Raw genomic sequence first — 13,081 nt, 5'->3', positions numbered from 1 at the left:
GACTACACTGACAACAAAATTGACTTTTATCGCTCAAACAATATGGCTAAATCATTCACCTGGGGGGCGGCGGCGGCCAGCTTTCAAATCGAAGGCTCTTTAAATGGTCGCGGACGAGGCCCTTGTGTCTGGGACATGTTTTGTCAACAACCCGGCAAGGTGCGTTTTCAACACCATGGCAACAACGCCTGCAATCACATCGACTACATGGAGCAGGATGTCGCCACTATGGCGGCTATCGGCCTGCAGGCCTACCGGTTTTCCGTCAGCTGGCCCCGGGTAATACCCAATGGCACCGGTGAGATAAACCCTGACGGATTGGCGTTCTACGACCGTCTGGTGGATACCCTGCTGGCCAACAACATTACTCCCTGGATCACCCTGTTTCACTGGGATTATCCCTATCAGTTGTTTTTACAGGGGGGTTGGTTAAATCCCGACAGTGCTGACTGGTTTGCCGACTATACCCGTATTATTGTGGATAAACTTTCCGACCGGGTCAGCCACTGGATGACCCTCAATGAACCGCAGTGCTTTATTCATTTTGGGCATCACACCGGCTATCACGCACCCGGGCTAAAACTGGGTTTTAAAGAAGTGCTGACTGCTGCCCACAATGCGCTTTTGGCCCATGGCAAGGCAGTGCAAACTATTCGCAGCTATAGCAAAACCGATGCAATCGTTGGCGCTGCGCCTGTGGGGTATGTCTATGTGCCAGAGCAAGACTCCGACCAATGTGTCAACGCAGCAAAACAGGCGACCTTTGCCATAACTCAACAGGATTGCTGGAACAATAGCTGGTTTGCTGACCCGATGTTCCTGGGCCATTACCCGCAAGATGGTCTGGCATTACATCAGCCCTACCTGCCTGCTTTTGGTCAACATGACATGAAAACCATCTGCCAGCCTCTGGATTTTTATGGCGCCAATATTTATACCGCTGAAACTATCACCACTAACGATGCTGGCCAGGTTAACCCGGTGCCGCCGCTGGAAGGCGATCGCTTCACCAGCATGGACTGGCATGTGGTACCGGAGAGCCTGTATTGGGCCAGCAAATTCTTTTACGAACGCTACAACGTTCCCGTCATCATCACTGAAAATGGCATGGCCAATCACGACTGGGTGGACGACGCCGGACGGGTCCAGGACCCACAGCGTATTATCCTGTTAAAGCAATATACCGATGCCCTGTTAAGGGCCAGAGCGGAAGGGGTGCCAATAGATGGTTACTTTGCCTGGTCCATCATGGACAATTTTGAATGGGCGCTGGGCTACGATCGCCGTTTTGGCCTGGTGCACGTGGATTATCAAACCATGAAGCGCACCATTAAAGAATCAGGCTATTGGTATAAAGCCCGTATCAACAAGCCACTTTAAATCGTCTCTTTGTGACTTTTGGCACATGTTTTAGTCGCCCTTGTCTGCCACGATAAGGCGACTAAACAACAGAAGCCTTTTGTCATGAACACAACTCAACAACGCATCGTTGCCATGGATGTCCTGCGGGGTTTTGCCTTGCTGGGTATCTTGCTGGTGAACATTCAATCTTTCGCAATGCCCGGAGCCGCCTACCTCAATCCCACGGCCTGGGGAGATTTTACCGGAATAAACTTCGCGGTCTGGTCGGTAACCCATATCCTGGCTGATCAGAAGTTTATGTCCTTGTTCTCCATGTTGTTTGGCGCGGGAATTTTGCTGTTTTGTGAAAAGTCTGAAGCGAAAAACCAGTCGCCCGCCAAACTGCACTATCAACGTACCTTTTGGTTACTGTTGTTTGGGCTGTTGCATGCCTACTTGTTTTGGTACGGCGATATCCTGGTAAGTTATGCCTTATGTGGTTTCCTGGTTTATTTGTTGCGCAACAAGTCAATTACCACCTTACTGGTGGTGGCATCGCTGTTTATGGTGATATCGGGTGGTTATTCTCTGCTGATAGGCATGAGCCTGAGCCAGTTTCCCGCCGAGGCTAAAAGCGGCATGATGGCGGCCTGGAACCCGGATCAACAGGAACTGAACAAAGAAATAGCCGCGTATCTGGGGAGTTATAGTACTGCCCTGACGTTTCGTGCAGAAGAAACGCTGTTTATGCAAACCTACGTGTTTTTTACCTATTTCCTGTGGCGGGCGTCAGCCATGATGTTGTTCGGCATGGCACTCTATAAATCCGGTTTTTTTCACCTTAAATGGCAAACTACTCGCTATGTGAAACTGTTGGTTACCGGCCTGATCTTTGGCCTGGGGCTAATTATATACGGGGTAAAAAGCAACCTGGCGCAGGCATTCTCATTAGAATACAGCATGTTTTTAGGTAGTCAGTTTAATTTCTGGGGCAGTGTGTTCGTGGCCCTGGGATACGCGAGTGCGGTAATGATAGCAGTTAAATTTCAATGGTTTAGCGCATTACAAACCCGTTTGGCCGCTATCGGTAAAACGGCTTTCAGCAACTACATATTGCACACTCTGGTGTTTACCACACTGTTTTATGGTTATGGCGCGGGTTTGTTTGCTGGCACTGAACGCTGGCAACAATTGTTGCTGGTTATCGCCATGTGGGGCGTGCAACTTTGGTTATCCACTCTGTGGTTGCAGTATTACCGGTTTGGCCCTCTGGAATGGGCGTGGCGCAGCCTGACCTATAGGAAAGTGCAGCCCTTCAGAAATTGACTGTCATTAAGAAACTAATAATCCACACTTTAAACAAGATGACGTTCTATTGACTCCCTTTAAATGAGCTTCAGAAAGTCAGCAATATGTTCAGTTCGAAGTCCTATTTGTGGCTCCCTTTACACGCAGTAAGCGAAGTATTCAGATGACACAACAATGAGAAGTATCAGGGAAGATACCAAATACCAATAAGTAACGTTAAGCATGCTACTCAGTGGAAATTGAAACGGTTTTAGACAAGGCAGATGTTTGCCGGTTTAATGGGTTAAATCAAAAACATCTAACGACGTATTAAACCGTTTCAAATCCATCGAAGACGCCATCTCAGCGGCTTACTTCTTTGTTGCGTGAAATTCGAAAGACCACCAGTATTACTTCATTCACGCGCCTCGAATTAAGCTCGCTGATATGGCGCTGAGCGAATGCTTAACGTTACTTATTGGTATGCTCAATGCCAGTATAGGGACATACTGTCATTGATGGTCATTGTTGTGCTGAATACGAAGGTTACGCTTTGCGTGTCAAGGGCTGCGGAGGATTCTTAAGGAGTGCCGCAGGCAGCATTCCTTAAGGCGTCGCCGGCGCCCCGGCAAATCAACATCAAGCGTTGAAATTTTGGTACTTTACGGACAGAGCCCTTTATTAATGATAACCACCTACTGAAGTAGGAAGTTTAGGGCTGAAAACAAAATGCAGGGCCAATGCCCTGCATTCAATAATATTAGATCAGATTACCCCTGATACTTTTCAAATACCAAAGTGCTATTGGTACCGCCGAAACCAAAGCTGTTACTCATCACCCGGGTTAAGTCAGCCTGACGCGTTTCAGTGACAATATCCAGCCCTTGCGCTTTTTCGTCCAGCTCTTCAATGTTAATAGACGGCGCAATAAAGCCGTGTTCCATCATCAGCAACGAATAAATCGCTTCGTTAGAGCCTGCGGCCCCTAAAGCGTGTCCGGTCATGGCTTTGGTTGCACTGATTGCCGGTGATTTACCAGCAAATACCGCCTGAATGGCTTCCAGTTCTTTAACATCGCCAACCGGTGTTGAGGTGCCGTGAGTGTTCAGATAATCGATATCACCATTTACCGTCGACAAAGCCTGTTGCATACAGCGCAACGCACCTTCACCGGACGGTGCTACCATATCGTAACCGTCTGAAGTGGCGCCATAGCCTGTTATTTCGGCGTAGATTTTGGCACCGCGCGCTAAAGCGTGCTCCAGCTCTTCCACTACAACCATGCTGCCACCACCGGAAATAACAAAACCATCGCGGTTAGCGTCATAGGTACGGGAGGCTTTTTCAGGGGTGTCATTGTATTTAGTAGACAATGCGCCCATGGCGTCAAATTCCATGGCCAGGGTCCAGTGCACCTCTTCACCACCACCGGCAAACACAATATCCTGCTTGCCTAACTGAATTTGCTCCAATGCTGCACCGATACAGTGGGCACTGGTGGCACACGCGGAGCTTAATGAATAGTTCACCCCTTTGATTTTAAAGGGTGTCGCCAGGCAGGCTGAAACGGTGCTGCTCATGGTTTTGGTCACCATGTAAGGCCCTACCCGTTTTACTCCCTTTTCACGCAGAATATCAGCAGCCAATACCTGATTGGCAGACGATGCACCACCGGAACCGGCAATAAGACCAGTGCGAACATTAGACACCATGTCTTCTGTAAGCTTCGAATCTTCAATGGCTTCCTGCATCGCGATATAAGCATACGCGGCGGCGTCACCCATAAAACGCAGTGTCTTACGATCGATGTGCTCTTTCACATCAATATCAATACCACCCCAGACGTGACTACGCAGGTTGAGATCTTTGAATTCCTGAGCCGTCGAAATACCAGACCGGCCCTCTTTTAATGAATTTAAAACTTCCTGCTTATTGTTACCAATGCTGGATACGATACCAAAACCGGTGATTACCGCTCTTTTCATATTTTTACCTGTTAATTCGAAAGTTGCGCTATTGTAATGCGGATAGCAAGTGTAACTGGTCTGCTCTTTAGTGTACAAGTGTACGCTTAAATTTTTTTGAGAAATTTAATTTAACGACAAACATACTTGATGTTTGCGCCAGGGAGATTACACTTTCGTGAAAATTCACTAAGCAATACCGTTTTGAAACTCACAACCGCCTCCCTAACCTTCAATAGCAGTGGTACTCCAACATCCCAGCAGTTTGACGATGTTTATTTTTCGAACGACAATGGATTAGCCGAGTCAAAATACGTTTTTTTTGACCATAACCTACTGAATGATAGATGGTTTTCTCATAAAGAAAGTAGCTTTGTAATTGCGGAAACCGGGTTTGGTACGGGACTTAATTTTCTTTTGACCTGGCAGCTATTCAGAGAGCTTAAGCAAAACTGGGCAGCTGAGACACCGTTGCAGCGACTTTATTTTATCAGTACTGAGAAGTTTCCGATCAGCCTGCCACAACTGCAATTGGCATTACAACAATGGCCTGAACTATCGGATTTAAGCGAACAGTTGTTAGTTCAATACCCCATAGCGACACCGGGGTGTCATCGTCTGGTGTTTGACCAGGGCAAGGTTGTTTTAGATCTGTGGCTTGGCGATATTATTCACACCTTACCTGAGCTGCAAACCTATCAGGAAGGGCTGGTCGATGCCTGGTATCTGGATGGCTTTGCCCCCAGTAAAAATCCCGATATGTGGCAGGACAGTCTGTTTCAGAATATGGCCCGTCTGAGCAAGCCTGGCTGTACCTTTGCCACCTTTACCGCGGCCGGCATTGTAAAACGAGGGCTCAGAGAAAACGGCTTTATTGTCAAAAAAACCAGGGGATTTGGCCGTAAGCGGGACATGCTGATGGGCCATTTTGCGCCTGAGGAAACACGCAACGCAGCAGAAGAACCCGCAGCGCAACTCCCATGGCAACGCCCGCTACCTGGGCCATGGCAACGGCTGAAAGGCCATCATGCTATCCAATCTGTGGCTGTTATTGGTGGCGGTATAGCCGGTGCGAATCTGGCGGTAGCGCTACAATCCCGCGGATTTGATACCACGATTTATTGCAAAGATACGGAACTCGCTATGGGTGCATCCGGTAATCATCAGGGCGGCTTTTATCCCTCTCTGAATGCCGACTATTCACTGCAAAGTCAGTTTTATTGCCACGCCTTTGATTTTGCGCATCGCTATTACACTGAATTGGCCGCGCAAGGATTTGAGTTTGGTCATGACTGGTGCGGGGTGTTTTTTCCGGCATTCAGCGAGGAAGTGGCAAAACGCCAGGCAAAACTCATCAACAACGGCATCTGGCCGGAATCGCTGATACACAGCGTAACCCAGGAACAGGCGCAATCAATCACCGGTTTACACATGCCATACAATGGATTGTACGTACCTCAGGGGGGCTGGATACACCCCAAAGAACTGGTTCAGGCACTGTGGCAAAACGCGGCATCAATGGGTGCCCGGTTACAAGTTAACCATCAACTGAAGCAGGCGGAATTGTCAGCAGATGGCTGGCGACTACACTGGCACAACGACGCACATAGCCATGCTGATTGCGTCATTTATGCAGCAGGTTTTGAAAGCAAAAACATGCCCGAACTGGCCGGTATCCCGTTTACAACAACACGGGGACAGGTAGAACACCTTGCGCAGAGCGAACGTGCCCCTTCTCCCAAAGCGGTGATTTGTCACAAGGGGTACTACACCCCCTTCTATCAGAATTTGCAGGCTATGGGGGCTACTTTCGACAAAACCTCCTGTGCCCCACTCACTTCAGATGAAGATACCAGACAGAATTATCAGATGATTCAGTCAGCGTTATCCAGGTGTGACTGGATTGACAGATTACCGGAATCCGTACAGCAGCGCGCCGCAATTCGACTAAGCCTGCCCGACCACAAACCGATAATGGGTGCTGTACCCGATTTATTCAGCCAAAAGCAGCAATATCAGGCGCTGTATAAGGCCCTGCCATTGGCGCAGTATCCGACGCCAAAAGATTGGCAAAATCTGTATGTTTTGACTGGTCTGGGTTCACATGGATTAGGTACCAGTCCGCTGCTGGCTGAGGCATTAGCTTGCCAGATCAGCGGCGAACCTTTGCCGATGAACCAGGAGTTACTGGCAAGTGTAAGCCCAAACCGGTTTCTGATAAGAGATTTGATTCGTCGCAGAAATTAATCTGCGTCCACCAAAACATAGTCAGGCGTCAAAGAAGCCACAATAAAATGTGGTATGAAACCTTTGGTGGTGGCAACCGTAACCTTGTCGTAAATATTAACTATGCGCACATTCACTTCTACGCCCCGACCACTGCGATGCATAGTGCCGGTAAGTACGAACTGCATGTCACCGCGAGGACCGCTGCGTTCAAAAAACAGGTCCCCCTGAGGTGTCACCTGTATTTGATCCATGGCTTTGAAGTCCACAACGGCCAGGCCATACCCCTGCAACTCAGCGATAAAACTTTCAGCCAGACGGTTGCCCAAAATTGAAGGCGACTGCAATGCCTGGTTAAATTCCACAAACGAAGCGATCGCAATACGGGAGTTGGGAGTAATGTGTTTGGTTTTTTGCAGCAGGCTCATGGTCATTTGCTCAGCATAGTCACTCAGTGCTTTGTGAGTGTATGCAGGCTGGAAGCTGCTACGTGGCACAGGTATGACGGCAGTAAGCTGCTGCGTTTTTTGCTGCCCGGGCGACATGTAATGTGGCTGTTCTTCGGCAGATTCGGCATACGCCGTATCACTCATCGCCACTTCCAACTCGGACTTGTTCATTTTCGTGGCGGGGGCATCATCCTGATAAGGGTTTTCTATCACTTCGCCATCATCACTGTTAGAAAACACTGACTGAAAACTCGCCATTGTGGATTCGCACCCGGCTGTAAGAGTTGTCATCGCGATTAGTACATAGCCATGCAATTTCATTCTGAGATTCCTTATTACCGGCCCTGAATCAGCCCAATGCCATCAGTGCGTTGCTCATCAGAGGGTATCAGAGCTTCAACCACATAAAAGGGCACCAACATTTGCGACGTGGCCACAACGGCTTTGCTTTCCAGCCCCAGGATACGGGCGTTCACCAGAAAGCCTCCCTGATGTTTAGTCATGGTACCGGTCAGAATATATTGCATTGGCACCTTGTGTTTTAATTCCAGAAAATCCCGGCTCAGTAAAAAATCACCTGTTTCGGTGACCCGAATATAGTCTGTGGCTTTAAAATCCAGCACCGGAATACGAAACTTGTGCAGCTCATGGATAAAGGATTCTGCTATCTGATAACCCAACAAGTTGGTTTGATTTAAATCACTATCCGTTAAGGCAAAATGGGTGACACCTACCGGCGTCTGATCAGTCACGTACTCCATGTTTGCAATTAAATCCTGCGCCATATTTTGTACATAGTCACCGATGTGCTTGTGCAGTGCTTTGCCCTGATAAATGGCATTATCGTTCTGGTACATGGGCTCCTGGGTAATAGCCCCAAAACGATCAATTACTGGCTTGTCAGCGCCATATAAGTTCGGCTGCTCAGGGGCACCCTGTTGGGTTAACTGATTCCATTGCGCACAGCCGGTGATGCTGGTCAGTAGCGCTGAAACTAAAAAAATCTTTTTCATTTTGAGATCCTCACTCACCTTCTGAGCGGTATATTCTGCCACCGCGCGTTGTTATTTTTTCTGCCTGCCAAAATACATCATCGGGAATAAAGCGGGAGGCAGCTGCCACAACATCTTTGCTGTCCACATGTATAATTCTGGCATTGGCAATCACACCTTGTTCGGCTTCGGTTAGCGTGCCTGACAAATAAAAATCCACGTCGCGATGATTCTTGTATAGGTCATCGACATTTCGGCTAAAAACTCGATCACTTTTTTCTTCAATAATCAGATTATTAGTGGCCTTGTAATCCTGGGCGATGTATCCACGACGCGCCAACTCGGTCATCATGCCCTGTTCCAACTGGTGTCCCAGCAGTCGCAAAGGCCCCTGATGCTCACTATCAGTTTGCATCATTTCCACCGGAACAAAGGTAGCAACGGCAAAACGATATTGTTCTTTAGGCAGGTTAGCATAACGAAAAGTGTGAAATAGCTGTGCCGCCAACAACGAGGTATGCATATCGATTTTATTGTGTGGCTGCACCGCAATGACGGGTTGCGATTCGTCCGTCGCCCCGGCATTTGTTGTTTCACAGGCCGTTAATGTCACCAGCACAAAGGCCAGCCCCAGCAGGCGTAAGATTACCCTGTTTGAATTGTTCAGTAAGTTGAATTGTTTGTAGTTCATAGTGGTTATTCTCAGTTAACCGATTAACAGCGACGCATCTCTGCATCGGCTAAAGCAAGAATAAGGCCAACAAAATTTTGACAGGTTCAGGTAACTTTGTTTTTTACCTGAAATTCGGGATTGAGATAGCGTTTTTCCGCCATAATTTGTGCCATTTCGGCCACTGCCGTGCCGATTTGGCGATAGCTGTTGTACAGCGGGGCAAAACCAAACCGAATATAATTGGGTGCTCTGAAATCAGCAATTATGTTGGATTTTATCAGTGCCTGACACAACCCCCAGGCATGTTCAAACTCAAAACTAAGCTGACTGCCACGCTGTTCCGGCGATTCAGGTGAGATACAACGCAATTGGGTGCAATCTGGAGACGCTGATAAAAGCGCCAGAAATACTTCAGTCAGCTGCATGGACTTTTGTCTGATTTGAGTCATTGTCACCTGATCATACACATCCAGTGCGGCATCAACGGCACTCATCGCAATAACGGAGGGCGTACCAACCAACAACTGCCGGGCATCTGCGGCAGCCTGATAGTTAACGTCGAACTGAAACCCGTTGGCGTGGCCCATCCAGCCGTAGAGTGGTTGTTGCATTGCCTCCTGATGGCGCGTTGCCACATACGCGAACGCCGGTGCGCCAGGTCCACCATTGAGGTATTTATAGGTACAGCCCACAGCAAAATCCACCTGCCAGTCATCCAGCGCCACTGGCAATACCCCTGCCGAATGGGCCAGATCCACAATCACCAGTGCGCCATGCTTATGCGCTTTTGCGGTCAGTGCGGCAATATCCAGTTTCTGACCGGTTCGAAAATTAACTTCCGTTACCAGTAAAATCGCCGTGTCATCATCGATAGCTGACGCCAGTTGTGACTCTTCGACTAATTGTAACTGACACCGCGTTTGGCCAAGTAGATCTTCCAGCCCCTGCACCATGTATAAATCCGTTGGGAAGTTATCCGTCGTAGAAACAACCTTGTTCCGGCCCTGTTGCATAACCAATGCAGCGGCCAGCAATTTAAACAGATTGACTGAAATCGTATCACAACACAGGGTTTGCCCCGGTGCCGCACCAATGAGTTTAGCAATTCGTTCTCCGACATTAACCGGAAGATCTATCCATTGATGTTTGTTCCAACTGGTTATCAGGTCCACAGCCCATTGCTGTTCCGTCACGTCTTTAATCCGTGACTTTACACTAAGCGGCATCATTCCCAGTGAATTGCCATCCAGGTAAATAGTGCCCTGCGGGAGCAGAAATTGAGATTGAATAGCGGCTAACGGATCTTCGGCGTCCAAGTTATTAAGGTTAAATTTCATTGATGCTCTTTTTGTAATGCCTGTTTGAGGGTGTCAATTATCACCGGCCAAACTGTCGTACCTGGGTGTATAAAATCAAAATGCCCGACATCGGTTACTTTTACACGCTGAATATCCTTGAGATCATTCACCTGATCCACCGGCACAATCGTGTCATCGGTACTGTAAATGAGATGAGTATTGCTATGCATGGGATGAGATTTTGGATTAGCGTTTTGATAGGCATCAGGATTCTCGTCTGGCATCCCCTGCATAAACTGTTCAGTGACCTGCTGACAACCATTTTCTCCTCTGGCGTACGTATCAAGGTCAGCAATTGCCGCCAGACCAATAATACCTTTTAAGTTGGCGTTTTTCTGGGCGGCCAACAACCCCAGATGTCCCCCTGCCGAATGCCCGACGAGTAGCGTGTTTTCCGGCTCGATCTGTTTGCCCTTGATCAGGTACTCGATAGCATCGTGAATGTCGTAGAAGCTCTCAGGCCAACCACCCTCGTCATCACCTGTGCGGCGATATTCAACCGACCAGACCCGAAAACCAGCATCTCTTAGTGCCGCAGTAAAAGGACGACTGTGGGCAATATCGTAATGACTTAGCCAACACCCACCGTGTATAAATACAATGTCACCATAATATTGTTGAGCGTCTGGTAACCAACCTTCGATAAATTGCGACGCTGATGGGCCATAATTCAACACCTGCTCTGCAGACGGGTAATCCAGGTCCAGTACAGCCTGATAGGACACCTTGTTAAGTGAATTGGTCTCCCGGGCATGAGATTGCCAGCCAAGGCAAAATAAACAGAGACCGAAAAGGAATGTTTTGTGCAATCGAATCAAGGGGCCAGAGTTCTTAAAAAGACATTTTGCCCATTATTGCCCGGCAAAATGGTGGTTTCAAGCGCTCTGACCCAAGGAGTATTATTTTACGCTGTCCCAGAACATCAATGCTGAGCCTGTCATAAATAACCAGATGCCGATAATCGCCAGATCACCGAAAAACGGTAAGAACAACGTACTGCCAATAAAAAACGAGATACTGGCAATCGCTGACACCTTGTTTCTTTTCAGATTCTCGAGCATCACATCCTCCTTAGACTTCTGGCTGAAAACCAAAACTGACAGCGATGCGATTCCAGCTGTTAATCTCGATAATCAGGGCGGTCAATTCCACGACACCTTGCTCACCGAAGACCGCAAGCGTTTCCTTGTATAGCTGGTCATCTGGCTGCTGCACGCTGATACAAGTCACGGCCTCGGTCCATGCCAGTGCCGCTCGCTCTTCGGCACTAAAGCAATTTAATTCTCGCCAGGCGGGCAATACATCCAGTCGAGCCTGTTGCTCACCATCATTGCGGGCTTCATCTGAGTGCATTTTCTGACAATAGCCACAATGATTGAGTTGTGAGGCACGCAGTTTCACTAAATGCCGCAATTGCGCAGTAATGGCGACACCTTTTGGGGTCTCACCCAGCGCGGGAATATGGGTTAAAAACCGTGGACAAAGTTCAAAAACCTGTTTCGGTGAAAGTCGGGTTTGCATATTGCACTCCAATCTAAAGTTGTTGATAAAAACTGACTTTATTGTGGCTGCAGTGCAGCACTAATGATTGGAAATATGCGACAATTTTCGCTGCCGATATTGCTGTGGAGTTTCTCCGGTTTGTTTGCGAAAAACATTACTGAAATGGGCCTGATCATAATAGCCGCAATCCAGGGCAATATCTGCCAGTGAGAACTCACCGGACATAAGGTGTTGTCTGGCTCGCCGGATTTGTCCATAGCTATGGACTTGCAGCGGGGTAAACCCCAGAAGATTTTTAAAGCGTCGTTCCAGTGTCCGACGGCTCAGCCCCACAGCATCGGCAAGGTGGTTGGGTAACAGCAACTTCTGTGCTGCCAGGGTGACAATACCCAAGATTTGATTCTGGTCATTTTGCCTGCGCTCAACCAATCCCTCTAACCAGGCGAAAATGGCTCTCACCCGCCGGACCTGATCCAATTCAGGCAAGACATCACACAAGGGGTGTAAATCACACGCAGGCAATGCCGGTTCGTTTAACAGCGGCAATTGCAGATTTTTGCCGCTTTCCACGGCCACCCCCAGCAAGGCTTTTACGGCACCGGGCCGAAACCGAACGCTGACAAAATCGCGGTTTAAATCCCAGCACTGCCGGATAACCTGAGTCTGATGCAAAAGCAGTACATCAACATTGCCGTTACTGATATCAAAAGTGAGACTGGCACCGGCATCCGGATAAAACTTATCTTCCTGAATACGCGGAGTTTCCTGACCACCCACAGTGGCCCATACACATTGCACCCAGGCACTGAGCTTCAGAGAAGGCGCATAAATCTGCAAACCGGTTGAGGAAAAGCTGGCCGCAGGAATAATGTCGAAACCACCGTATTCTTTCAAAGGGTCAGAGTTGTTGAAAATGACTTGCTGCCATTATGAACCGGCAACAGGGCTGTTTCAAGAACCCTGCCCCTTGAAAATAACGTAGAAAATTGCTTAGAAAATTTTACAGGCAGTTGGCCCAGAACGCTTTGACATCGCTCTGGTCGGTTTCTTCCAGCTCGCCGTCAGCAAAGGCCTTATCCAGACTGGCTAACATGCCCTGGTTTAACGCTTCGATGGATTCCTGTCCCTGCAGCTGGCACTGGCTGACCACTAATGAAAAGTGACCGCTCAGATAGCCAGCAACAAATAAATCCTGGTCACTGCCCTGTTCTACCACCTGATCAAATTTAAGCTGGATATTATCCACCAATGCTTCAAAGTTGTTTGTATTTTGCAAAGTCTTTCCTGT

13 protein-coding genes are annotated in these 13,081 nt (G+C 48.3%); 3 read left to right on the top strand and 10 right to left on the bottom strand.

From position 1 onward, the window contains the following. Positions 1 to 42 precede the first annotated feature (42 nt). The gene (locus tag AC0J20_RS15720) at positions 43 to 1,380 is read left to right on the top strand and encodes a GH1 family beta-glucosidase (protein ID WP_473022427.1); all 1,338 of its coding nucleotides are present in this window, start codon (positions 43 to 45) and stop codon (positions 1,378 to 1,380) included. A gap of 84 nt (positions 1,381 to 1,464) precedes the next feature. Beyond that, on the top strand, positions 1,465 to 2,667 hold the full coding sequence (locus AC0J20_RS15715) for a DUF418 domain-containing protein (protein ID WP_473022426.1): 1,203 nt from the start codon (positions 1,465 to 1,467) through the stop codon (positions 2,665 to 2,667). 731 nt (positions 2,668 to 3,398) lie between these two features. Here AC0J20_RS15715 and fabB read toward each other — a convergent pair. Further along, positions 3,399 to 4,613 (bottom strand): beta-ketoacyl-ACP synthase I, encoded by a 1,215-nt coding sequence (gene fabB, locus AC0J20_RS15710; protein WP_229529146.1) that lies wholly within the window; start codon positions 4,611 to 4,613, stop codon positions 3,399 to 3,401. Between the two features lie 183 nt (positions 4,614 to 4,796). Between fabB and mnmC the strand changes: the two genes are divergently transcribed. After that, complete coding sequence (gene mnmC, locus AC0J20_RS15705) at positions 4,797 to 6,839, top strand: bifunctional tRNA (5-methylaminomethyl-2-thiouridine)(34)-methyltransferase MnmC2/FAD-dependent 5-carboxymethylaminomethyl-2-thiouridine(34) oxidoreductase MnmC1 (protein WP_473022425.1); 2,043 nt, start codon at positions 4,797 to 4,799, stop codon at positions 6,837 to 6,839. Here the strand turns inward: mnmC and AC0J20_RS15700 are convergent. The 9 genes from AC0J20_RS15700 to AC0J20_RS15660 form a co-directional block, all read right to left on the bottom strand. After that, entirely contained in the window at positions 6,836 to 7,588 is a 753-nt protein-coding gene (locus tag AC0J20_RS15700; RefSeq protein ID WP_473022424.1) for a FlgO family outer membrane protein, read from the bottom strand. The two genes, mnmC and AC0J20_RS15700, sit on opposite strands and share 4 nt — an antisense overlap. A 14-nt stretch (positions 7,589 to 7,602) precedes the next feature. Continuing rightward, complete coding sequence (locus tag AC0J20_RS15695) at positions 7,603 to 8,280, bottom strand: FlgO family outer membrane protein (protein ID WP_229529149.1); 678 nt, start codon at positions 8,278 to 8,280, stop codon at positions 7,603 to 7,605. A 10-nt stretch (positions 8,281 to 8,290) separates the two neighbouring features. After that, the gene (locus AC0J20_RS15690; RefSeq protein ID WP_473022423.1) at positions 8,291 to 8,950 is read right to left on the bottom strand and encodes a FlgO family outer membrane protein; all 660 of its coding nucleotides are present in this window, start codon (positions 8,948 to 8,950) and stop codon (positions 8,291 to 8,293) included. An 86-nt stretch (positions 8,951 to 9,036) separates the two neighbouring features. Then, on the bottom strand, positions 9,037 to 10,269 hold the full coding sequence (gene kynU / locus AC0J20_RS15685; RefSeq protein ID WP_473022422.1) for a kynureninase: 1,233 nt from the start codon (positions 10,267 to 10,269) through the stop codon (positions 9,037 to 9,039). After that, the gene (locus AC0J20_RS15680; protein ID WP_473022421.1) at positions 10,266 to 11,099 is read right to left on the bottom strand and encodes an alpha/beta hydrolase family protein; all 834 of its coding nucleotides are present in this window, start codon (positions 11,097 to 11,099) and stop codon (positions 10,266 to 10,268) included. Before AC0J20_RS15680 ends, kynU begins: the two co-directional genes overlap by 4 nt. Before the next feature lie 90 nt (positions 11,100 to 11,189). Then, positions 11,190 to 11,351, bottom strand: a complete 162-nt coding sequence (locus tag AC0J20_RS15675) for a YrhK family protein (protein ID WP_229529153.1) — start codon at positions 11,349 to 11,351, stop codon at positions 11,190 to 11,192. 10 nt (positions 11,352 to 11,361) lie between these two features. Beyond that, positions 11,362 to 11,811 (bottom strand): carboxymuconolactone decarboxylase family protein, encoded by a 450-nt coding sequence (locus AC0J20_RS15670; protein ID WP_229529154.1) that lies wholly within the window; start codon positions 11,809 to 11,811, stop codon positions 11,362 to 11,364. Positions 11,812 to 11,871: 60 nt separating this feature from the next. Next, positions 11,872 to 12,687, bottom strand: a complete 816-nt coding sequence (locus AC0J20_RS15665) for a helix-turn-helix domain-containing protein (protein WP_473022420.1) — start codon at positions 12,685 to 12,687, stop codon at positions 11,872 to 11,874. 106 nt (positions 12,688 to 12,793) lie between these two features. Continuing rightward, on the bottom strand, positions 12,794 to 13,069 hold the full coding sequence (locus tag AC0J20_RS15660) for a YfcL family protein (RefSeq protein ID WP_229529156.1): 276 nt from the start codon (positions 13,067 to 13,069) through the stop codon (positions 12,794 to 12,796). Positions 13,070 to 13,081: the final 12 nt, after the last annotated feature.

It is taken from the genome of Planctobacterium sp. R6, from assembly GCF_055755215.1.
This window is presented reverse-complemented; position numbering and strand designations above follow the sequence as displayed.

Coding starts and splice junctions, on each gene's coding strand:
- AC0J20_RS15720 (WP_473022427.1), top strand. CDS start 43: ATGGCTAAATCATTCACCTGGGGGGCGGCGGCGGCCAGCTTTCAAATC.
- AC0J20_RS15715 (WP_473022426.1), top strand. CDS start 1,465: ATGAACACAACTCAACAACGCATCGTTGCCATGGATGTCCTGCGGGGT.
- fabB (WP_229529146.1), bottom strand. CDS start 4,613: ATGAAAAGAGCGGTAATCACCGGTTTTGGTATCGTATCCAGCATTGGT.
- AC0J20_RS15700 (WP_473022424.1), bottom strand. CDS start 7,588: ATGAAATTGCATGGCTATGTACTAATCGCGATGACAACTCTTACAGCC.
- AC0J20_RS15695 (WP_229529149.1), bottom strand. CDS start 8,280: ATGAAAAAGATTTTTTTAGTTTCAGCGCTACTGACCAGCATCACCGGC.
- AC0J20_RS15690 (WP_473022423.1), bottom strand. CDS start 8,950: ATGAACTACAAACAATTCAACTTACTGAACAATTCAAACAGGGTAATC.
- kynU (WP_473022422.1), bottom strand. CDS start 10,269: ATGAAATTTAACCTTAATAACTTGGACGCCGAAGATCCGTTAGCCGCT.
- AC0J20_RS15675 (WP_229529153.1), bottom strand. CDS start 11,351: ATGCTCGAGAATCTGAAAAGAAACAAGGTGTCAGCGATTGCCAGTATC.
- AC0J20_RS15670 (WP_229529154.1), bottom strand. CDS start 11,811: ATGCAAACCCGACTTTCACCGAAACAGGTTTTTGAACTTTGTCCACGG.